This is a genomic window from Ligilactobacillus acidipiscis (assembly GCF_900116935.1).
Taxonomy (GTDB): domain Bacteria; phylum Bacillota; class Bacilli; order Lactobacillales; family Lactobacillaceae; genus Ligilactobacillus; species Ligilactobacillus acidipiscis.
In genome coordinates, this window is record NZ_LT630287.1 from 2,055,524 (window position 1) to 2,077,440 (window position 21,917).

General features: G+C 39.7%; 20 protein-coding genes. 3 read left to right on the forward strand and 17 right to left on the reverse strand.

Annotated elements, in window-relative coordinates; genetic code table 11:
• Nucleotides 1-2: 2 nt before the first annotated feature.
• The 7 genes from fliI to flgB are packed head-to-tail and all read right to left on the reverse strand — an operon-like array spanning nt 3 to nt 5,872.
• The gene (gene fliI / locus BQ5903_RS09625) at nt 3-1,364 is read right to left on the reverse strand and encodes a flagellar protein export ATPase FliI (RefSeq protein WP_079579417.1); all 1,362 of its coding nucleotides are present in this window, start codon (nt 1,362-1,364) and stop codon (nt 3-5) included.
• A 9-nt stretch (nt 1,365-1,373) separates the two neighbouring features.
• A complete protein-coding gene (locus tag BQ5903_RS09630; RefSeq protein WP_079579418.1) occupies nt 1,374-2,081 on the reverse strand; it encodes a FliH/SctL family protein in 708 nt (235 codons plus the stop codon).
• The gene (gene fliG, locus BQ5903_RS09635; protein WP_079579419.1) at nt 2,074-3,075 is read right to left on the reverse strand and encodes a flagellar motor switch protein FliG; all 1,002 of its coding nucleotides are present in this window, start codon (nt 3,073-3,075) and stop codon (nt 2,074-2,076) included. Before fliG ends, BQ5903_RS09630 begins: the two co-directional genes overlap by 8 nt.
• Before the next feature lie 15 nt (nt 3,076-3,090).
• Nucleotides 3,091-4,671 carry a flagellar basal-body MS-ring/collar protein FliF gene (gene fliF / locus BQ5903_RS09640; protein ID WP_010498167.1) on the reverse strand — a complete coding sequence of 527 codons (1,581 nt, stop codon included), beginning with the start codon at nt 4,669-4,671 and terminating at the stop codon, nt 3,091-3,093.
• A 21-nt stretch (nt 4,672-4,692) separates the two neighbouring features.
• On the reverse strand, nt 4,693-5,013 hold the full coding sequence (gene fliE, locus BQ5903_RS09645; protein ID WP_010498165.1) for a flagellar hook-basal body complex protein FliE: 321 nt from the start codon (nt 5,011-5,013) through the stop codon (nt 4,693-4,695).
• A 10-nt stretch (nt 5,014-5,023) separates the two neighbouring features.
• The gene (gene flgC / locus BQ5903_RS09650) at nt 5,024-5,464 is read right to left on the reverse strand and encodes a flagellar basal body rod protein FlgC (RefSeq protein ID WP_039099298.1); all 441 of its coding nucleotides are present in this window, start codon (nt 5,462-5,464) and stop codon (nt 5,024-5,026) included.
• A 33-nt stretch (nt 5,465-5,497) separates the two neighbouring features.
• Nucleotides 5,498-5,872, reverse strand: a complete 375-nt coding sequence (gene flgB / locus BQ5903_RS09655; RefSeq protein WP_010498161.1) for a flagellar basal body rod protein FlgB — start codon at nt 5,870-5,872, stop codon at nt 5,498-5,500.
• 248 nt (nt 5,873-6,120) lie between these two features.
• On the opposite strand from flgB, the gene BQ5903_RS09660 reads away from it, so the two are divergent.
• On the forward strand, nt 6,121-7,299 hold the full coding sequence (locus tag BQ5903_RS09660) for an IS256 family transposase (protein WP_079579420.1): 1,179 nt from the start codon (nt 6,121-6,123) through the stop codon (nt 7,297-7,299).
• A 452-nt stretch (nt 7,300-7,751) separates the two neighbouring features.
• Here the strand turns inward: BQ5903_RS09660 and BQ5903_RS09665 are convergent, their stop codons facing one another.
• The 10 genes from BQ5903_RS09665 to apf all read right to left on the reverse strand — a co-directional run bounded on the left by BQ5903_RS09665 (nt 7,752) and on the right by apf (nt 17,244).
• Nucleotides 7,752-8,552, reverse strand: a complete 801-nt coding sequence (locus BQ5903_RS09665) for an OmpA family protein (RefSeq protein WP_079579421.1) — start codon at nt 8,550-8,552, stop codon at nt 7,752-7,754.
• Between the two features lie 22 nt (nt 8,553-8,574).
• Nucleotides 8,575-9,357, reverse strand: coding sequence for a MotA/TolQ/ExbB proton channel family protein (locus tag BQ5903_RS09670; protein WP_010498457.1), 783 nt, complete (start codon nt 9,355-9,357; stop codon nt 8,575-8,577).
• 133 nt (nt 9,358-9,490) lie between these two features.
• Entirely contained in the window at nt 9,491-9,880 is a 390-nt protein-coding gene (gene fliS, locus BQ5903_RS09675) for a flagellar export chaperone FliS (protein WP_010498459.1), read from the reverse strand.
• A 61-nt stretch (nt 9,881-9,941) separates the two neighbouring features.
• Nucleotides 9,942-10,271 (reverse strand): hypothetical protein, encoded by a 330-nt coding sequence (locus tag BQ5903_RS09680; protein ID WP_010498460.1) that lies wholly within the window; start codon nt 10,269-10,271, stop codon nt 9,942-9,944.
• A gap of 27 nt (nt 10,272-10,298) precedes the next feature.
• Nucleotides 10,299-11,759, reverse strand: coding sequence for a flagellar filament capping protein FliD (gene fliD, locus BQ5903_RS09685; RefSeq protein WP_079579422.1), 1,461 nt, complete (start codon nt 11,757-11,759; stop codon nt 10,299-10,301).
• A gap of 8 nt (nt 11,760-11,767) precedes the next feature.
• Nucleotides 11,768-12,202 (reverse strand): flagellar protein FlaG, encoded by a 435-nt coding sequence (locus BQ5903_RS09690; RefSeq protein ID WP_010498465.1) that lies wholly within the window; start codon nt 12,200-12,202, stop codon nt 11,768-11,770.
• Between the two features lie 469 nt (nt 12,203-12,671).
• On the reverse strand, nt 12,672-14,057 hold the full coding sequence (gene ltrA, locus BQ5903_RS09695) for a group II intron reverse transcriptase/maturase (protein ID WP_079578317.1): 1,386 nt from the start codon (nt 14,055-14,057) through the stop codon (nt 12,672-12,674).
• 484 nt (nt 14,058-14,541) lie between these two features.
• The gene (locus tag BQ5903_RS09700) at nt 14,542-15,429 is read right to left on the reverse strand and encodes a flagellin N-terminal helical domain-containing protein (protein ID WP_079579423.1); all 888 of its coding nucleotides are present in this window, start codon (nt 15,427-15,429) and stop codon (nt 14,542-14,544) included.
• Between the two features lie 189 nt (nt 15,430-15,618).
• Complete coding sequence (locus BQ5903_RS09705) at nt 15,619-16,440, reverse strand: flagellin N-terminal helical domain-containing protein (protein ID WP_079579424.1); 822 nt, start codon at nt 16,438-16,440, stop codon at nt 15,619-15,621.
• Nucleotides 16,441-16,626: 186 nt separating this feature from the next.
• Nucleotides 16,627-17,244: an aggregation-promoting factor gene (gene apf / locus BQ5903_RS09710; protein ID WP_079579425.1), complete on the reverse strand. Its 618-nt coding sequence runs from the start codon at nt 17,242-17,244 to the stop codon at nt 16,627-16,629.
• Between the two features lie 487 nt (nt 17,245-17,731).
• On the opposite strand from apf, the gene BQ5903_RS09715 reads away from it, so the two are divergent.
• Both BQ5903_RS09715 and BQ5903_RS09720 read left to right on the forward strand, forming a co-directional pair.
• Entirely contained in the window at nt 17,732-19,042 is a 1,311-nt protein-coding gene (locus BQ5903_RS09715; RefSeq protein ID WP_010499943.1) for an IS1380 family transposase, read from the forward strand.
• A 676-nt stretch (nt 19,043-19,718) separates the two neighbouring features.
• Nucleotides 19,719-21,857 (forward strand): GH25 family lysozyme, encoded by a 2,139-nt coding sequence (locus BQ5903_RS09720; RefSeq protein ID WP_079579426.1) that lies wholly within the window; start codon nt 19,719-19,721, stop codon nt 21,855-21,857.
• Nucleotides 21,858-21,917: the final 60 nt, after the last annotated feature.

Sequence of the window (21,917 nt, forward strand, 5' to 3'; positions counted from 1 at the left end):
CCCTACTCTTCTGCAGTGATCCGACCGTCACCTAAAACATTATTCGAAGCAAACAACTGCTGCAATCTCTCCTCTGTATCTGTGAAACTTGAAAATTCATCCACGGCTTGTTGCAAAAAGTCATCGATCGGTTTGTGCAGCTGCACAGCATAGTCGATCACAGGATTTGTTCCGCTCTTATATGCCCCGATATCTATCAAATCTTTCGCATCAGCGTATGCTTTCAAATTTTCACGCAATTCACTGGCATGGATATTATGTTCTTGAGAGACCAACGATTTCATCAAACGACTGACACTAGGTTGAACATCAACTGCCGGATAATGATTTTGGGCCGCAATTTCTCGCGATAAAATAATGTGCCCGTCTAAGATCCCGCGAACTGCATCAGCAATCGGTTCGTTCATGTCGTCACCTTCGACCAAGACCGTATAAAATGCTGTGATCGAACCCTTGTCAGACATTCCGCTTCTTTCCATCAACTTGGGTAATTCGGCAAAAACCGAAGGAGTATAACCCCGGGTAGTTGGCGGTTCCCCAGTTGATAGACCAATTTCACGTTGAGCCATCGCAAAACGTGTGACCGAATCCATCATCAAAACAACTTTTTTGCCCTGATCACGAAAATACTCAGCAATTGCCGTGGCCGTATATGCACCTTTCAGTCGAACTAAGGGCGGCATATCAGAAGTAGCACACACTACGATCGACTTAGCATAACCTTCACCCAAGTCTTTTTCGATAAATTCTCTCACCTCACGGCCACGTTCACCGATCAAACCGATCACGATCACATCGGCCTGACAATACTTAGCGATCATCCCCAGCAAAGTACTTTTACCGACCCCACTGCCGGCAAAGATCCCGACTCGCTGTCCCTCGCCAACCGTTAATAATCCATCGATTGCTCGAATACCAGTCGGCATGATTTTTTCAATGTCTTGCCGTTTAAATGGATCTGGGGCTTCCTGCATCGCTGGATACCCGACCATTTCAGACTGGTCAAGCTTGGAACCTTTCAATGGACGTCCTAGGCCATCGAAAGTATGTCCCAGCATTTTTGGCCCGACCTTGACTTCAAGTGTCTTGCCAGTTGCAGCCACTAGGCAACCCGGCGCGATCCCCTCTAGCTCATCTAATGGCATCAATAAGACCGTTTGTTTAACGAATCCAACAACCTCCGTCACTGTCTTTTTGCCCGCTTTTTTCGCATAGACCTCACAGACTTCACCGACGAAGGCTTGCAAACCTTCGACTTTGATCACAAGACCAACAACTTCGCTGACTTTGCCGTATACCGAATAAAAAGGATATTTTTTCGCTTGGTTTAAATAATTTTTAAAGGGGATCTTTATCTTTGTCATTTATTTACCTCACAATTGTTCCAGAAAACCTTGTAATTCCTTTTTAATGTCAATATCAACTACCGATTCGTTTGATTCGACACGCAGCTGCAAAGCATTTAAACTATCATCATCAAAAATTATGTAACGCAGATCAGAAATTTCTTCTTTGACCTGCTCTAACTTAGTGGTCAGTGATTCATGATAAGCGGAGTTAGCCCAGACCATCAATACTTCATCTGGTTTTTCGAGTTCGAATAATAATGGACTCAAAATTGCAGTGATCTTTTCTGGCGTTAGTTCCAACTGCGTCTTCAAAATAATTTCGGCCAACTGTACTGCAAAAGAAGTGATCTCATCCTGTTTTTCTGCCAGGTACTGTTTTGACTCTGCCAGACTTTGCTCCACGTTATCTTGTGCCTGCTTGACTAGAGGTGCCATTTTTTGTTGTCCTTTTGTCACAGCCTCCTGGTATCCATCTTTTTTTCCCTGAGCATAACCAGAATCATAGGCTTCTTGCTTGATTTCTGCTGCCTTTTGTTTTGCATCTACTAACATCTCAGCTTTCAGCTGTTTTAGCTTTTGCTGGTAAGCTGCCGTCTGATGTGCTAATTTAGCGTCAAGAGCTGTTAACTGTGGATCTTGCTTTTTTATTTGAGGAACAAAATCTGCTGTCTTTATACCAACATTCTTACCATGCAGGGGCATTGCCTGCTGTTTCAAAATATTATTAGACAATGCTGTCTTGACCTCCTCGACCAATATAGATCTTGCCTCTTTCGTCTAACTTCCGAATAACTGCGACAACTTTTTGTTGCGCTTCTTCGACAGCTGATAATCTAGTTGGCCCCATAAACTCAAGATCTTCTTTGATATTTTCAACCGCACGTTGTGACATATTACCGAAGATAAAGTCTTTGATACGATCATCGCTGCCTTTCAAGGCCAGCTCTAATACATCGTTTGTCACATCACGTAATACTTTTTGCACATCCAACGCTTGCAAAGTAGTAATATCTTCGAAAGTAAATAGGTTGGCCTGAACTTCACTGGCCAATTCTGGCTGTCTGCTTTCCAGACCGGCCAAGATCGTCTTTTCGGTACTGCGGCCCGTTGAATTCAAGATATCGACCAATGCGCCGACACCACCGATATTCTCACGTTCACCATCAACCACATTGGAAAACTTATCTTCCATAACTTTTTCGATCCGCTGAATCGTTTCTGGTGAAGTGGCCGAAATCGTTGCCACTCGTTCAGCTACATCAGATTGCAATTCATCTGGAAATTCTGACAAAACACTGGCAGCCTTCTCAGCCTGCATATAACACAATATCAAAGCAATAGTTTGTGGATGTTCTTCTACTAGCAAATTAACTAATTGCTGCTCATTAGCACGACGGGCAATGTTAAACGGTTGTTCCCGCAACTGGATCGTGTTCAAACCATCCAGAACTTCTTTGGCTCGTTGCGGCCCTAACGAATTAACTAAAAGATCCTTTGCGTAGTCGATCCCACCATCCAAAACATATTGTCTGGCTGTGGCAGTGTCGACAAATTCATCGATGACAGCATTCTTTTCTTCTGGAGTCACATAATCTGTATTAGCTATTTCATAACTGACTTTTTGAATCATACTGTCAGGTAAAAGTTTCATTACCTGGGAGGACGCTTCTGACCCTAAAGAGATCATTAAGATCGCCGCTTTTTTTACTCCACTCAATTGAGCCATCTCTTATTTCCCCTCCTAGTGATGATCTTTCATCCAAGCTTTCAGCAATTCAGCCGTAACTGCTGGATTAGTCTGGGCATAATCTTTAGCCTGTTTATCCTTAGCTTGTCTTTCTTTGACTTCTGGTTTTTCCTGCAGAGGTACTGCTTTTTCCTCTTGTTTTGCTTCCGGTAACGGCTCACTATTCGCTGAAGAAGTAGGTCCAGGTTGTGGTGAATCATCAGTTACATCGACATCATAATCATCATCGTAGTAGTCATCATCGTCATCTTGGCGTTTCTTGCGAATGATCAAAAAGGCTGCGATACCAGCGATTGCGATGACACCGATCGGAAGGGCGATGTACCACCACGGCACATTATTCTTCACCGTCTTAGTCTTATGAACTTTTGGTGTCGTGTCTGGAACATCTAAAGCTTGAACAGTAACTTTATCACCACGATCCTTATCGTAACCGATAGCTGAACGCACAATACTTTTGATCTGCGCCTGCTGGTCCCCACTAACATCTCCACGAATAGCAACAGAGGTCGTTAACCTCTTCACAGTTCCCGGTGCGCTAACTTGCTTAGTCACATCAGTATCTAATTCATTATTGATCGTCCGGCTATATGAAGCGCCATTATCGGTATTATCGCCAGTTACGTTAGAGACATTATCATCGGTTTGACCAGTCTGTGCTTGTTGGATCTGTTCTTGGTTCCCATTAGCTTGAACATTTTCACTCCGTAAATTTGGATTGCTATATTTCGTAGTCTTGCGTTCCAGTGCGTCAAAATTAAGGTCAGCGTTAACTGCGACGCTGATTTTGTTTCCATCAGCTAATGGGCCCAAAACACGTGTGATCTTCTTTTCAAGTTGTTTTTCAAACTGTTTTTGGATCTGCATATATTTACTGTTCGCACCTGTCAGATCATCATTGTCATTATTCCCATCAGCCAATACATTTCCATTACTATCAACAACTTTAACGTTTTCGGCTGTTAATCCCTTAACGGCACCTGTGGTCAACTCAACGATCCCTTTAACTGCTGAATTTGAGATCGTGTTGCCATTCAACGTCAATGCAACCGATGCTTTGGCTTTTTTTCCTTTGGCATCATCACTAAAGACATCATCATCAGGCATCGTTAACATTACTTTAGCTTTTTTGACAGCATTTAAAGAACCGATCGAACGTTCCAGCTCACCAGTCGTTGCCCGCTGATACATGATCTTACGGTCTTCATCAGTGGTCATCATGCTGGTATCATCAAATAACTCATAGCCTTGTGAACTATCGGGCAGTTTGTTATCGACGGCCATATCGATCCGATACTGGTCGACTTTTGTCTTATCAACTAAGATCGTTTTACCATCATCTTTTAACTTGTACTTGATGTCTTGATCTTCCAAATCTTTCGTAACCGTCCCAGCGTCTGCGTCACTTAAATTCGAAAACAAAACGGCATACTCAACTCTGGTGTTCAGATAATATACGATCCCACCAGCAGCAAGTATGCTGATCAAACCAGCTATGATAGCAATTTTTACTAAACGATTTAGATTAGACCATTTGTCTTTTAAGTTTCCAAAAAAGTCCTTTACTTTATCCACTTCCAAGCCCCCACTACACGACTAAAACTGCATGTTCTTAAGATCGTTATAAGCTTCCAAAGCTTTATTACGAACTTGAACTGCAGTCTGTAAAGTTAATTGACTTTCAGTCATATTGATCATGACCTGCCCTAAGTCATCTTGTTTTCCACTGATCATATCGGTAGTTGACTGATCCATAACTTTCATGCTTGAATTTAAACCGGATAAAGCATGATCCAAATAATCACCGAATGTTTTACCGGCGCCTTTAACTGTCTGATCAGAATTATCGAGTCCAGTAACTTTGCGCAGTTGAGTAGCATAATTATTTAAGCCGTTAATACCATTGACCTGTGCCATTTTATCTCTCCTAATTTTCTGATATTTCTAGTGCCTTACTCAAGATCTGCTTATTGACCTGACTCGAAGCAACATTTGCTTCGTAAGATCTTTGCGATTGGATCAAGTCGATCATCTCATCCGCCAAGTTAACATTCGGTAAATGAACATAACCATTTTGGTCGGCATCGGGGTCATCTGGTTTATAACTCAACTTCTCAGTTTGATCCTGTGCAATGCCAGTCACTCTTACACCGGAACTCTGTCGTTTGTTGGCTTCCATGATATTTCCATTGTCTGCTTCGACTTGACGTAAATTTTCAGCGAATTGAACTGACTTCCGGCGGTACGGGCCACCTTCCGGCGTTCGTGTTGTATTGACGTTTGCAATATTAGTTGATGTCGTATCAAGCTTTAACCGCTCTAAGGCTAAGCCGCTGGCATTGATCTGCAATCCATTAAAAATACTCACTCTGATCTCCTCTTCTCCAATTTAGTCTTACCATTAATGATTCAAAACATAACTCATCATTTGGTAACGCCCTTTGAGTTGTGATGTCAACGCGCTATAATTCAAACCATTTTGTGCCTGATTTAACATCTCAACATCTAAATCAACGTTATTGCCATTTTCTTTAACAGCCGTATCATTGCGCACGCTTTCATGCGGTTCAATTGCCCCGCCTGCTTGCATATGCATTTTAGATGTAGTTTTTAGGTGTGTTTCTTGGTCCAAAGCATTATTCAAAACACTTTCAAACTCGATTCGTTTAGCTTTGAAACCCGGCGTATTGACATTAGCAATATTATTTGCGTTCAATTGTGCTCTATTAGAAGAAACGTTTAAAGCTTCTTTCATTAAGCCATATGTATTTTCCAAAATTAATTACACCTATTTTCTTTGATTTAACACTAATATTTTCAAACTTTTTATATTTCAATTTTCATAGTAGTTGCTTGCAGCCAAGATGTCCTCTTTATCAAACTTTTTCTATATTTTTCACAGCATTATAATTTTAGCGAGAGTATAAAATAGTTTGTGTAAATGAATAAAAGTCCTGTTGAAAAGGGAATCCCTTCCCCGTATGATTAAATCATCCAAATCAAACCAAAACGGAGGGATTCCCCATGGGTCAGTTTACCAAAAATCTAACCAAAACTCTATTGTCAAATGGCGATGTTAAAGAACTTTTTCGTCAACAACTCGAAACGGCTATTAATCACATCTTGCAAGCTGAACTGACTGCCTTACTTGGTTATGATCCTTATGACCGCAGTGGCTTTAATACTGGCAATTCTCGTAATGGCCAGTATTATCGTTTAATTGACTCTGAATATGGTAAGTTGAAAATTGCTGTGCCGCGTGACCGTAAAGGCCATTTTCATAACCACCTGCTTCCAGCTTATTCTCGTCGTCAGGACGCTTTAGAAACAACAATCATTCAGCTTTATTCCAAGGGCGTTACGACCCGTGAAATTGCAGATTTGATTGAAAAAATGTATGGCTCTTATTATTCACCTAGTACTGTTTCTAATATCACTGCTCAGGTAACAAAACAGATTGAAGCTTTTCATCAACGAACTATTAAGGCAAACTATGTTTGTCTTTTCTTAGATGCAACTTACTTACCTTTGCGCCGCGATTCAGTTCAAAGAGAAGCGGTCTATATTGCTTTAGGTATTACATCTGTCGGCATCAAAGAAGTTCTTGATTATCGAATCGCTCCAAGTGAAAATACAGGAGTTTGGTCAGAAATGGCAGAAGATCTTAAAAAACGTGGATTAGAACAAGTCCAGTTGATCATTGCAGATGGAATGGTTGGTCTGCAGCCAGCATTATTGCACGCTTTCCCGAAAGCTAAATTTCAAAGATGCCTAGTACATGTTATGCGCAATATTGGTTCGCATGTGCGTTTAAAAGATCGTGAGGCGATCTTAAATGACTTTAAAGAGTTGCATTCAGCGACCGATGTAACTGCAGCACACAAGATCTTAAATGATTTTTATGGTGCATGGGGGAAATCGTATTCCAATCTGATCCAGCAACTTAAATCCATTGAAAATGAACTATTAGCTTTCCTGAGTTTTCCCCCGGCCATTCGACCAACAATTTATTCAACCAATATCTTAGAATCACTGAACAAAAGAATCAAACGCAAGACCAAACCAAAGGAACAATTTCCAAACGAAAAATCTTTAGACAATTTCATTGGAGTTCAAGTCATAAGCTATAACGAAAAGTACTTCAATCGTAGCCATCGCGGATTTGGTCAAGTCAAAGACACGTTAGAATCACTTTTCGATTAATACTTTATTTTGCCAGGAGAAGGGATTTTCATTTACACAAACTTCTTAATACTCCCATTTTAGCTGTTAACACGCTCACAATCAAGTTAATTTTTAAGTTATTTTCAATTATTTTATTAATTATTTTTTTAACTAAAAAAGGCGAAACATCGCATTTATGTATGTCATTTCTGAACCACAAAAATTTTGAAAGCGCCTCGATCACTAATTTATATATAAATTTAAATAATGTCTGATAAATCTACTCGTTAATATACAATTTTAAAAATTAGTCAATTTTTTGGCATTTTTTACCTATACCATATTTTATAAATTATTCTTCTTGAAATAATTTTTGTGGAGAAAACAAGATTCTCTTACTGAATAACCAAGTTACCTATCCACTTTTGATTTTTCACTATTCCAATAGTGAAAATGTACTTCATCTATTTTTCAATAATAGTTTGCTCAGTTTATTTTTTTATCACTAGTTCCACTCTCCTATTTTTAGCACGTCCTGCTGGTGTATCATTAGTTGCTTTGGGGTTATTTTCACCAAAAGCTTCAATTGAGACGTTGCCTTCCGTCACTGCCTTTTGCTGCACAAAGAACCGCATGACTGAAACTGCTCGAGCAGCACTCAATTCCCAGTTACTTGGATAGTCTTTCGATTCTTGCGGCACATTATCTGTATAACCAGCAATAATAACCTCATTTTCTTTCAGTTGTTGAATCTTTGGTCCCAGTTCCTTTAAAGCTGCAGCAGAATCGGCAGTCAGATCCGCACTACCACTGTCAAATAAAATATTACTATCCAAATTTAAATGTAATCCGTCGGATTTAATTGAAGCTTTTGTATTCTTTCCTAGATTCATCTCTGCAGCGGTCTGATTTAAACTCTTCACAATTTCTTTTAACCGTTGTTCTTGATTCTGTTGCGAAATACTGCCCTTTACTCCATTTTCTTGTTTGATCGCTGCTTTTTTAGTTTTAGGGTCCGGTGCCTGACTATCTTTTTCTTTATTAGTTACTGACGTTGAATCAAGTTCGATTGCGTTTGATCCACCGACTGCCGCACTTTTATGATTTTGTTGCTCTGGTGACAAAGCCATGATCGACCCAAACTCTGAACTGATTTTTTGGAACTTACTATCATCGACCTTGGCTGAAGCAAACATCACAATAAACAGGGCAAGTAGCAATGTTAACATGTCAGAATAAGGGAGCATCCATGCTTCACTATCACTATCATTTTTTTTCTTTTTCTTACGCATGATTGTCCCACTCCTTTAAGTACTATTTATTTTTTTCGATATCGGCCCGATTTGTTTCACTGATCATACTTTCAAGGTTCTTTTCCATTGTTTTCGCTGAAACTCCTTCTTCGATCGCCAATGTTCCTGCCATGATCAGTTCTAAATTTTGAATTTCTTGTTCTGATTTACGTTGCAGTCTTTTAGCAAAAGGCATGAACACTAAGTATCCCATAAAAATACCAAATAACGTCGCAACAAAGGCCGATGAGATCGACTCTCCCAATACACTAACGTTATCTAAGTGTCCAAGTGCACCGATCAAGCCGATCACGGCACCCATCACACCAAGTGTGGGTGAAGTACTGCCGGCAGTTTGCATCATGGCAGTTCCTTTAGCATGACGTTCCTCGATCGATGAAATCTCATTTTCCATGATTTCTTGGATCTCTTCTTTATCGATCCCATCAACCACCATCTCCATGCCGCGTTTTAAAAAGGCATCTTTTTCAGGATCCAAATTATTAACAGGTGTTTCCAAGGCCAATAATCCTTCACGCCTGGCAACATTTGATAGTTCTACTAATTTATCGATTGTTGCGCGGTAATCATACTTTTTTGATTGAAATAATACTTTAAAAATTCCTGGTAAACGTTTGATGTCAGCTAACGGATATGTATTGATCAGCGCTACAATGATCCCCCCAAAAATAATCATCATGGCTTCAGGGCTAAATAGCATGGCTAGGCTAGCACCCTTTAAAATCATCGCTGCCACCACGATAACCAATGCGGCACAAATACCGATCAGTAAAAACAGGTCCATTTGTTTCTCCTCCTCTTTGATCTTCCACTTTTACTTATCGGACAAAAATGAAAAGATTTAAGCAAACTTATTAAAAAAATTTTCAAAAAAATAAAACCACTACAAAACTGCTGTCAGTTCTGTAGTAGTTTTACTAAATATTTTGTTTTTGGCTGACTTCATTCCAAGTTTCTAATAATTCTTCTAGCAATTTAACAATTGGCGGCAGTTTTTCCTGGTCTTTGCTGACATTAGCGGCCACTAACTGTTGCGTGATAAAATTATATAAACGATCTAAGTCTACCGTAATTTGACTCTCAACTGAATGATCTAGTGAAAATTTAAGTTCATCAACAATGTCTTGAGCTCTAAGCAATTCATGGTTTGCCTTTACCATATCATTTTGATCTAATGAGATTTCAGCTAATTTGATTGCTTTAATGCCTCCAGAGATCAATAAACTGATCAACTTGTTAGGCGAAGCAGTCAACACTTGATTCTTCAAGTAAAAATCACGTTGCTTTTGTCTCTGTTTTACATCCATTAATTCAATTCCTCCGCCATCAATTTAACTATTTTTTGTAATCCCAGCTTGGAGTTGCGGATCAATATTTCAGTTCGATCATCGTCCCATCGATAATTTTTTGGTGGTAAGTCCCACCCCTGGAAGACTTTTGACGATCTAAACTCTTTAATTGTTGCAACACTTTTTTCTTCTCTTTCACCGTTACTTGCATCAGACTCTGATATTCAGACATAACTTGTTGTAAAACTGCTTTTTGCGGCGCTGACAAGTTTGACTCAGTTTCCTGCAATTGAGTCAATAATTGATCATTAGCTTGTAGTAAAGCCGTGATTGAGAAAGTTGATTGATCCCAGTTTTTCATATTTTGCTTTAAATCTGTTAATATTCGTTCAATTTCTTGTTCTCCCAAACTTCTACACCTCTTTTATGATCGTTATTATTGTTGATCTACACCCAGCTGACTTTGCATGTACTGCATTTGTGAATCGGCTTGCATCATGATCGAGTCTAACTGAGTAAACTGTGCAATATATTGTTCCCGTTTATCGGCCAGACGCGCGGTGAAGTCATCGATCTGCGAATTCAAGTCTTTGACCATCTTATCAATACTGTCGCTTTTATTAGTAATGATCCCTTTTTTAGTAGCATCGTTGCTAATAAATTCATTGACCAAATTATTTAATTTAGCGGTATAGCCCGTGTCAGTACTTTCGTCGAAGCTGTCCTCACCTTGAACATAGAAAAAGTCATGGACTTTTTCCGGTGAATCAGCTAACTGTGACTTAAACTTGTCTTCATCAAGGCTCAAAACACCATCCTTGTCAACAGAAAAGCCCATATCGAAGGGACTCAGACTAGCACCATTATCTTTATCGGCTTGTGTGATCATATTTCTCAAAGATGACTGTAGCCGTTGCAAGGTCGAATCGCCAACCAGCTTACCTTGAACATTAGTCGAAGAACTATCCGCTGTGGAAGCTGACGGGTTGCCCACATCCAAGTCACTTTTGATCAAACTCATTAAGTTATTGTATTGTGTTACAAAATCAGTAGCGGCCTTGACTGTTTTAGAATCATCATTCTTCAAGGATAAAGTAACTGTATCTTCAGGCTTGATTTCTTTTTTCAAGGTGATCGTCGCACCATCGATCGCATCGGAGATCACGTTACTGTCACTTTCCATGTCAATGCCGTCTAAGCTATACTTGGCAGCCTGTCCTAGATCAGCGGAAGTATTTAAGCCCAAGGCAGCTAAAGTAGCTGTATTCTTTGTTTGATCCAGTGTTGTTTCTTTGGCGCCAGATTTGTTATTCGTCAAAACTAGGCGTTTGTTGATCACTACTGCCGAAACACCGATATTTTTTGATTCTTTATTGATCTTATCAGCAATATCGAGTAGTGAGTCCTTCTCTGTGATATCAATATCAACAGTTTCTGGGCTATCATCAGTTTTTTCTCCTTGATAAGCAAAAGTCAGTTTACCGTTCAAGTTAAGATCAGTGCTATTCGTCTCTGCTGCGCTGACCTGGCTACCAGTCAACTTATTTTGCTTAGCTAATTGACTGACCAACAACTCAAAATCACCACCATTTTTGGCGTCAGAATTTCCTGAGATCGTTGCTAGGTCTTCATTCGAACTTTTAGCAATTTTAGAATAATAACTGTCATTATTCTGCAAGGCTTTAAGCTTAGTTTGAAAATTACTTAAAGCTGATGAAATTTCACTCCAGGCAGATTTTTCCTGGTTATATTTGGTAACTTTGTTTTGTAATAGCGTTTTTCCACCAGATTCAGCCTCGATCAACTGGTCAACAACATCCGTTGTGATCCCAGAGTACTGGCCCAAAAAGCTGAGCCCAGCATTTGGTGCTGAAGTAGCACTTGTAATATCAGCCATTTACGTCACTATCCTTTCTTATCGACCGCAATTCCCATCTGATCCCAGATTTTTCCCAAAACATCAAGCATTTTATGAGAAGGAATCTCTTTTAACACTTTACCGCTTTGCATATCCACCATTTCAACGTACTGCCGTCCAGTCCGCTGGTGAATTTCGAATTTCAATTTAAAATCGCGGCCCAGTATCTTTTTATTCAATGTTTCAACTGCTTTTTGCAGTTCTTGCGGATCTACAACTACATTATCGTCTGAATCTTCAACTTCTTTAACGTTTTTACCATCATTTAAATGAAAAAGTTTACCCAAATATTTTTCCTGATCTTTGCGAATGAACGATTCGTCCATTAATGAAGTATCCATTTCATAACTATCAGTTGCAACTTTCTGGATTTTATTAACAGCCGGCGTGGGGTCAACTGGTGGAATATTATTGATCTGCATGTTACCTGTCCCTTCTTTCTGTGTCCTACATATATTCACTCCAATATTTCATTTCTTGTTAAATTCTCCCTACCCATCTTTTAACTTAATCAGGTTGCACAAGTCAACTTCTTCGGCTTATCTAAGCAACAAATTTCGATGCCAAGTTTCAAAGTCTGTTGTTCCAATGCTCGGAAGTTTCCGATTTGCTCCACCTTGTTTTTTAGTCAGGTTACGAAATGCAAAAGCTTGCGCTTAACTAACTTCAACAACAAGTCGCTAAAGACACGACTTATTGTTAAAGTCCGTTAATGCTCGGCTTCTGCCCGCATTTCTCCACCTTATTTTCTTAGTCGGGCTACGTAACCTATCCAACTTTAATACCAGGTCGCAAAGCTCACGACCTATTGTTAATCGGGTAGGAGATAGTTCACACTATCGACCTCCCACACCACCGTACGTACGGAACCGTATACGGCGGTTCAACAACTTAAGCTTTTGCTTGAATAGACTGGTACAGTTTGGACAGATTTATTAGCCCACGCTGTGCCAGTCTTTTATTAGTTATGGTCATCAACAGTGTTTTACTGTGCGCGTTGCGCCAGTATCCCTTACGAGTATTGACGTAGATTTTCGCCTGTTTGGGTGTCAAGCCTAGTTTAATCAATGCTTTATAACGGGTTCCGATATTCTTCCACTGTTTCCAGATATACTGGCGGATGCGCGAGCGCAACCATTTGTCTAGTTGTTGGAGAAAGATTTTCATCTTCCCAATGGAATAATATTGGATCCAGCCCTGCATTTTCTGCTTAATTTCATGCAGGATCCTATCAAGGCTGACGCCTCGGCTTCTCTTGGTGATTCTTGTCAATTCCTGTTTAATTCTCTGTTTAGGTTTTTTATGAGGACGCGGGTAGGCGCTATTGCGTCCCACACCCAGCGAAAAACCTAGAAACTTCAGTCTTAGTGGAGAACCGACTTGCGTCTTTTCTGCATTCACTTCAACCTTGAGTTCCTTTTCTAAAAACTGGGTGATGCTTTTGAGAACCCGTTCACCCGCACGCTTACTTTTAACATAGATATTACAGTCATCCGCATAGCGTACAAATTTATGTCCTCTTTTGGTCAATTCTTTGTCCAGCTCGTTCAGATAAATATTTGCTAGTAATGGTGAAATATTGCCACCTTGCGGTGTACCTTTAGCGGACTTCTCGAAAAATCGACCATTCATAACACCACTCGTCAAGAACTTACGAATCAAATGCAAGACCCATGGCTCACTAATGTAATTTTCAACAAATTTAATTAGTAAATCATGGTTCACATTGTCAAAATAGGACTTTAAATCAAGGTCGACCACGTAGTGATAACCCTGATTATAATAAGCAACCACCTTTTTCACAGCACTTTGTGCACTGCGGTGTGGTCGAAAACCATAACTATTATCTGAGAATACTTTTTCAAAAATAGGAGACAGTTGCTGTTGTAACGCCTGTTGAACCACACGGTCAACGACCGTTGGGATTCCTAACTGACGTTTCGAACCATCTGGCTTAGGAATCTCAACTCGTTTGACAGGTTGGGGTTCATAGCTTTCGGTTCGCAAGGCCTCGATTAGTTTTACGTTATTCTCTTTCAAGTATGGGCCAAGTTCCTCAACGGACATGCCGTCAATTCCTCCAGCCCCTTTATTACGCTTGACATGGACAAAGGCCCGATTTAAATTATTCCGGTCTAAGACCTTCTCACGTAATAAGCCATTTTGAGTTCTCTTTTCACCAGAAACAACGCTACGCGCTCCTGTTTGCTCTGACCCTTCCAGGGTTACCCTTCGCAGGTAGTCAGCTTTATTTTCTGTTTTCTGCGATTGTCGCATTGTTTCCACCTCCAGGATGAATCAAAATTATTGTTGTTCAGCCCTTCACCATTACTGGCTACTATGGCCTCGGCTGACTTCTGTCATGGACAACTCAACATTACTATTGAGCCTGTTCCTGCCAGAAATAACTTCCAGCTTGAGAGAACTACCATGACAGACCTCCCCGGGTAAGAGCAGTAGCTTTCGCATCAAACCGTTGGCTTTACTGTGACGGTTTCGAGTGGTCAGGGACTTCGATTTGTTAAGCAATCTCATCCCACCGTTTCCAGCCTTTTAGCCACTTCTTGTTCATCGATTCGATGTTTCGTCTAGGACTTCCTTCAGATTCTACCTCACGATAGACACCCTTGTCTTCGACTCGTGATACCGGCCACTACGGCTCACAGCGGACTTACACCGCCTAGTTACTGCCCATGCCGGGCGCACTTAAAATAGCCGACCGCCGAATAAACGACGATCGGCCTGTGCCAACAATATTTTATTAGCCTTGAAGTAATGACAAGACACTGTTTGGCATTGCGTTAGCCTGTGTCAACATTGATGTTGCAGCTTGTGAAAGAATGTTGGACTTCGTAAAGTTCATCATTTCTTCCGCCATATCAACGTCTTCGATCCGTGAGTTAGCTTCAGAAAGATTTTCTGTTGTTGTTCCCAGATTGTTGATCGTATGGTTCAAACCATTTTGAACAGCACCCAAGTCAGCACGTTGACTAGAAACAGTGTCAATAGCTGCTTTAATATTAGCAATTGATTGACTAGCCTTGGTAGCATCGCTTAAGTCAACACCTTTACCTGGAACAGCTGGAATTATATTTTCAGAATCTGTATCATCTTCAGGTGTTCCAGGAGTCAAAGTATCACCAACGCCCAAAGTATCAGCATCCATCTTTCCAATAGTGATTTCAGCAGTCTGACCTGCACTAGCACCGACTTGGAAAGTAAACTTATTAGCAGCTGTGTCCAACAATTTCTTAGTGTTAAACTCTGTGTTGTTAGAAATATCAGTGATGTTTTTTTGTAAAGCCGTAACTTCTTTAGTGATCTTAGTCCGGTCTTCGTCAGTCAAGGTATCGTTAGCAGCTTGAACTGCCAAGTCGTTCATTCGGCTCAAAATACTGTGAGTTTCGCTCAAAGCACCTTCAGCTGTCTGAATCAAAGAGATCCCATCTTGGGCATTACGCTTAGCTTGTTTCAAACCACCAATCTGAGCCTTCATTTTTTCTGAAATAGCTAAACCTGCGGCATCGTCACCAGCCTTGTTGATGCGCTTACCAGACGAAAGCTTTGCTAATGAATCACTCTTAGAAGCATTTGCAGCGGTTAAACGCGAATAAGTATTCAATGCTGCAACATTTGTATTAATCCTCATTTTAAGTCCCCCTAAATATTTATTGTTGGATATCTTTACACTTATAACTATCGGAACTTATTTAAAATGTTTAAGCCCTAAATTTAGCATTTTTACATAAAAAAACCGGTACAAGAATAATGGTTCTCATACCGGTTATACGTTTCAACATAATCATTCGTTAGGGTAAATTAAATTTGTTTAGAAATATTAACCTTGTAACAAAGAAAGAACACTATTTGGCATTGCATTTGCCTGAGCCAACATTGATGTTGCTGCTTGCGAAAGAATATTAGACTTCGTAAAGTTCATCATTTCTTCAGCCATATCCACGTCTTCGATCCGTGAATTAGCTTCAGAAAGATTTTCTGTTGTGGTGCCCAGGTTATTGATCGTATGGTTTAACCCATTTTGCGCTGCACCCAAATCTGCACGTTGGTCAGAAACTGTATTGATCGCATCAGTTATTTTCTTGATAGAAGCAGATGCATCAACTGCAGTTCCCAATTTGACACTGTCTGCATCAACAGCCAAGGTTTTCGAATCCATCTTTCCAATAGTAATTTCAGCGGTCTGTCCCTCACTGGCACCAACCTGGAAAGTAAATTTATTATCAGCCTTATCTAACAATTTCTTAGTATTAAATTCTGTGTTGTTAGAGATATCATCAATGTTCTTTTGCAAAGCCGTAACTTCTTTAGTGATCTTACCACGATCTTCGTCAGTTAAAGTATCGTTGGAAGCTTGCACTGCCAAATCATTCATCCGGCTCAAGATACTATGAGTTTCACTCAAAGCTCCTTCAGCTGTTTGGATCAAAGAAATACCATCTTGGGCATTACGTTTAGCTTGCTTCAAGCCACCGATCTGTGCCTTCATTTTTTCTGAGATAGCCAAGCCTGCAGCGTCGTCGCCGGCTTTGTTGATCCGCTTGCCGGATGAAAGTTTTGCCAAAGAATCACTCTTTGAAGCATTGGCTGCAGATAAACGTGAATATGTGTTCAATGCAGCTACGTTAGTATTAATTCTCATTGTTTGTTCCCCCAAATATTTTGTATTTTGTTGCTTACAAATATATATATCGGTCCAGTTTTAAATTGTTTAAGTCATTTTTTGAAATTTTTTCAAAAAGACATGTTTTAACGCCAAATATCCCTCTTTCTTAAAAAAAGAGCCGCATCTTTTGTGATGTGACCCCGTTCTTGTTATGAAATCAATTTAATACCAGTGATTCTTGACCCAATGTTTCTGTGCGTTAGCCCAACTGCCGTATCTTTGTTGGACATATTGAGCCGCAATTTTTTCTTGGTTGGCAGGTGAAAAATCACCATGCAAATAATTTTTATCTAGCTGATATTTACCAATATAGCGTCCATTTCGAGCATTATAGTTATTACTCGATTCATGCTGAATAATATAATCACGTGCACTTTTTTCTGCCCCAGCCAATGTTGGCTCTAAACTATTGCTAGAACTGGCAGAAGCGCCCTTATCAAGGTCAACATTCGCTAGTGACGTTATTGTTCCAGCATCATTGACCATAGAGGTCGGTTGCGCAGTCGAACTTATTTGCGGTCTTCCAGGAATAGTTAAGTTCTGTCCGGCTAGAATAAAATCCGGATCGTTTAACTGGTTAGCCTGAGCAACAGCTTGTGTAGTGGTGTGATATTTCTCTGCCAACTCAGAGACAGTATCGCCCTTTTTGATTTTGATCGTTTGTTGTGCTGTTTCTAAAGCATCCGAAAACTCAGCTGCTTGCTGCGAATTAGATGCCTGTGTTGTGGCTTGCATCGTCCCATTATTATGAACTTGCAGGTCATTATTAACTAAATTCATTTTTAAAACCCGTTTCTTTCTTTAATTACTATCACGATTTCTAATTATATAGTTTTTTAGAATATTTGACAGTACCATTTTGACAATTAAAAAATCCGGTGGCATATACTTTTTAATATTGAACAAATAAACTGCTTTTACCCTACGATTATATACAAAAACGAACGAAAGAAATTACCTTACAAAAACAAGATGAACTTCCTTTACTTTCAGCTTGCGCATTTTATACTTTCTCGCTTAATGACTTTCTCACCTATTAAATGAATATGACATTTATTGAGATTCGTGTCAATACTCCCTGCTATGATAAAAATGTCCTAATCTTTTTAAACCTGGATTATTCATAATTTTACCTTGAGGTCTGCTTTTGGTTGTTGCCGTGCTGTTGCTGACCTTTTTTCTTTTTCACCTGCTGGGTGTACAAAATGAGCACATCCTGTGCTATTGTAAAGTCGACTAAACACTACAAAGAACAGGAGTGCTCCTAATGTCGACTTTACATCATAAACAGCTTTTATTCAATAAACAAATCAAAATTTCTAATGACGGCGGTGAGCTAGCGAACGATGCGGGGACTTTATTGCTTGCTGAGTTTCTCCATCAACTCCACTTTGACCAGTTTTTAGAGACTAACTTGCGTTTCAAAGATGGTCGCAAGTATTGTACCTTCACTATGAACGATTTATTCAAGCAGTTGTTATTTCAATTACTAGCGGGGTATTCCCAGGATCAGTCTGCTAACACCTTGGCCCAAGCGGCTGATTTCAACTTAGCTCTAAAACAAGCAGTCGCTTCCCAACCGACGCTCTCACGTTTTATCAATCACGTCTCGGCGACAGGCCTTTTCTCCGTCAAGTCTGTAATGATCTCTTTGGCGCACTTAGTCCTGGGCCAGCTGAATCAACATCAGCTGATCCTTGACCTCGACTCCACGCATGCTGATACATTTGGTAACCAAGAAAAAAGTGCTTATAACGGTCATTATCAGACTAACGGTTATCATCCATTACTAGCTTTCGATGCTTTATCGGGCTGCTTATTGAATGCCCAATTACGTCCAGGCAATCGCTATACTTCACAGGGAGCGACTAAATTCTTATTACGGGGCCTACGGGCCTATGACCAGTCTTCTTTGGATGTCCTCGTGCGGGGAGATTCTGGTTTCGCAGCGCCAGGGATCTACCGTGCCTGTGATAAAAAACAGGCTAAATTCGTGATCCGCATGAAAGCGAACCGCCAACTCCAAAGTCGGGCTGAGCGCTTGATCCAAGTGGGCGACCACGACTTCAGCGAAACTGAAGTCCAATGGCATGTCCTGCAGGATTACTGTCCCCAAAGTTGGCCACGCCCTTATCGGGTGATCATTAGATCAACTCGGCCAGCGGGAAATTTACTGTTTGACCATGAGTTTATCGTGACCAACTTGGAAGAATTGAGTGGTCCGCAAGTCTTTGCCCTCTATCAACAACGTGGTTCAATGGAAGACTTGATCAAAGAAGTTAAACGCGGTTTTCATTTTGATAAAACGGACAGTTCCAGCTTTAACGCCAATGAGTTTCGCATGTTGGTGGCTGGCACGGCTTACAATATACTCCAAGCCATGAAGAACTTGGTTTTACCACCGGAACTTAAACACGCTCAGGTCGAGACCATCCGCTTTAAATTACTTCATTTGGCAGCTAAGGTCACGCACCACGCCCATCAGATCTGGGTCCATTTATCCCAGACCAATGTGTTTGATAAATTATTCTGGCAGACACTGTTTAAGATCCAAAACATTAAAATATACCCGCTGTGAACTCACAAAATAAAATATATTTTCTAGGGAAAGGGTGAAGTCTGCCCTTTTTTAAGCAATACGACCGCAAAACTAACAAAAAAAGCTTTTTTCTGAGACCACGGTTATTTTGCGCCAAATTTTATTTAAGACAAAAAGTATGAATAATTCAGGTTAAAATAAATTTTTTTCTTTCACATCTAATTGAAAATCAACCTACTTTGCTAGAATATAATGTGGTCGGTCTCGACCCGTTTTTGCGAAGAAATTAGTATATAAGTCTAAAATGTTAGCATGGAATTCGACAAGCAAATCGATTTTGCAAAGCCAATACTTTAGTAACAATACCAAACTTGTCAACCAAGGATTGACTATGTTTCCCTAGAAATTTGATCATTTACGTTTAGTTCTTCAACTTAAAATAAATAATCTCATCTACTACTAAGAATATTCGTATCGCATAAAAAAGCCATTTCAAAGTTAACGGGATCACAATATGTTGTATTTTCACTTGTTTTCCACAATAATTCTCTCATAATTATAATCTATCCCAGTTACTTTATCGGATAGTACAGTGCAAAAATTAAGCCCAATCTTTAATTTTTTTACTTTGAAAAATTCATTGACCGCTGTTAAAAATTTCATTAACATAATTAGTATGGTTTATAGTATATAAATAATATTGGGAGGTTAATTTTTGAATTCAAAACAAAGAAGCAATTTAAAAAAGCATGCTCGGCATTATCAAATAAAGAAAGCACTTTTAACCACAGGTATTACAACGCTAAGTGTTAGTGGTGCATTATTGACATCTTCGTTGCGCACTCATGCAGCTGAAGTACCAAATGAACTCACAACTAACCAAGTAAATTCAATGGAAAGCAGTCCTTCTGGCAAAAATGAAGTCGCTTTACATAACCATGATACACAATCAAGCGTATCCAAAGCGGAAGAGTCTGAATCAACTGAGAATATAAGCAATAATAATAGTGCTAAAGATGCTGATGACGCTGAAACTGACAACAACACAGCACAGCAAGAATCAGAAACTAATGTTAGTGAGCCAGCAGCTCCAGGAACAAATGAACAAGCTCCTTCAAACATCATGGACGAAAGTTCATCTAAATCTGAGACTACACAAGTGACAAACAGTGATGCTAGTTCAAGTTCAGCAGTTGAAACAACATCTAAAACTGACACAATTACAGGAAACGTCAGCCAAAATTCAGAAGAAAACGAAAAAAACAATGGTCAAAATGACAAACAAAATGGTCAAACTGTTTCAAACCAGCCACGCATCGCTGCACTGACTAGGACAATTTCCCCTGATCAATTTAATATTGGTTATAAACGTTACACAATCGCTGATGCTGTAGACATTTCATCTTGGCAAAATTGGATGACACAAGCGGATTTTAATTCCCTGAAACAAATTGGTATCAGAACGATCATCATCAAAACCACTGAAGGCCATGATTATACTAATCCCTATGCACAGAATCAGATCAACTTGGCTAAGAATGCAGGATTGAACGTTTCAATTTACCACTTTGTGCGCTTTAATGATACAAATAGTGCACGCAATGAAGCTAACTATGCTGTCTCGGTCATGAACAATTTTAAGTTGCCTTATTCCACTTTAATATTTGCTGACATAGAAGCCGACGAAACTATGCAAGATAACCTTAATATGAACTCTGCCCTCAAAATGTTTTGGTCTATTTTAAGTCAACACGGATATACTAACCATGGTGTTTATGTGGGACCAAACTATAAATACCTAAATCAGGTCGTCGCAACCGTTGGAAAAGATCGGACTTGGCTAGCTCAATACCCATTTACTCCTACTAAGAGTGGATATTATGAACAAAAATGGCAAGCAGCAGGTTATGGCGGTTGGCAATTTTCCTCACAAGCAAAATTACGCGAAAACTTTTTAGATGTTTCACATTCATTTAACAGTTTACTAACTAGCCCCAATAATTCCACGATCATTACAAATGGCCAACTTTCCCAAAATGGTCACTGGTACTTGTATAAAGGTGGTCGACTTCAAACAGGCTTACAATATATTTCTGATCAGCACAAGACTGTTTTTTACAATTCATATGGACAAATGGTTTATGGTGAAAATAAAGTCAACGGTCACTGGTATCTCTTTGATAACGTCACAGGAGCTAGGAAGACTGGTTTCCAATACATTAGACAAGGAAATAAAACTGTCTTTTACGATGCCAATGGTCAGATGATCTACGGCGAAAGAAAAGTCAACGGTCACTGGTATCTCTTCGATAGTGTCACCGGTGCTAGGAAGACTGGTTTCCAATACATTAGACAAGGAAATAAAACTGTCTTTTACGATGCCAATGGTCAGATGATCTACGGCGAAAGAAAAGTCAACGGTCACTGGTATCTCTTCGATAGTGTCACCGGTGCTAGGAAGACTGGTTTCCAATACATTAGACAAGGAAATAAAACTGTCTTTTACGATGCCAATGGTCAGATGGTCTACGGCGAAAGAAAAATTAACGGTCACTGGTATCTCTTCGATAGTGTCACCGGTGCTAGGAAGACTGGTTTCCAGCACATTAACCAAGGAAATAAAACTGTCTTTTACGATGCCAATGGTCAGATGGTCTACGGCGAAAGAAAAATTAACGGTCACTGGTATCTCTTCGATAGTGTCACCGGTGCTAGGAAGACTGGTTTCCAGCACATTAACCAAGGAAATAAAACTGTCTTTTACAATGCCAGCGGTCAAATGCTCTATGGTTATCAGAAAATAAATGGCAAAATCTATTATTTTGACACAATCACTGGGGCATTAAAGAACTAAAATATTTAGGAATATTTATGGATTTGAATGTATCTAAAACCTGGATACATTCATTTTTTT

Excerpts from the sequence above, each read along its gene's own strand:
- fliI (WP_079579417.1), bottom strand. The coding sequence starts at position 1,364 with ATGACAAAGATAAAGATCCCCTTTAAAAATTATTTAAACCAAGCGAAA.
- fliG (WP_079579419.1), bottom strand. The coding sequence starts at position 3,075 with ATGGCTCAATTGAGTGGAGTAAAAAAAGCGGCGATCTTAATGATCTCT.
- fliE (WP_010498165.1), bottom strand. The coding sequence starts at position 5,013 with ATGGCACAGGTCAATGGTATTAACGGCTTAAATAATTATGCTACTCAA.
- BQ5903_RS09660 (WP_079579420.1), top strand. The coding sequence starts at position 6,121 with ATGGGTCAGTTTACCAAAAATCTAACCAAAACTCTATTGTCAAATGGC.
- BQ5903_RS09665 (WP_079579421.1), bottom strand. The coding sequence starts at position 8,552 with ATGCGTAAGAAAAAGAAAAAAAATGATAGTGATAGTGAAGCATGGATG.
- BQ5903_RS09670 (WP_010498457.1), bottom strand. The coding sequence starts at position 9,357 with ATGGACCTGTTTTTACTGATCGGTATTTGTGCCGCATTGGTTATCGTG.
- fliS (WP_010498459.1), bottom strand. The coding sequence starts at position 9,880 with ATGGATGTAAAACAGAGACAAAAGCAACGTGATTTTTACTTGAAGAAT.
- fliD (WP_079579422.1), bottom strand. The coding sequence starts at position 11,759 with ATGGCTGATATTACAAGTGCTACTTCAGCACCAAATGCTGGGCTCAGC.
- BQ5903_RS09690 (WP_010498465.1), bottom strand. The coding sequence starts at position 12,202 with ATGCAGATCAATAATATTCCACCAGTTGACCCCACGCCGGCTGTTAAT.
- ltrA (WP_079578317.1), bottom strand. The coding sequence starts at position 14,057 with ATGCGACAATCGCAGAAAACAGAAAATAAAGCTGACTACCTGCGAAGG.
- BQ5903_RS09700 (WP_079579423.1), bottom strand. The coding sequence starts at position 15,429 with ATGAGGATTAATACAAATGTTGCAGCATTGAATACTTATTCGCGTTTA.
- BQ5903_RS09705 (WP_079579424.1), bottom strand. The coding sequence starts at position 16,440 with ATGAGAATTAATACTAACGTAGCTGCATTGAACACATATTCACGTTTA.
- apf (WP_079579425.1), bottom strand. The coding sequence starts at position 17,244 with ATGAATTTAGTTAATAATGACCTGCAAGTTCATAATAATGGGACGATG.
- BQ5903_RS09715 (WP_010499943.1), top strand. The coding sequence starts at position 17,732 with ATGTCGACTTTACATCATAAACAGCTTTTATTCAATAAACAAATCAAA.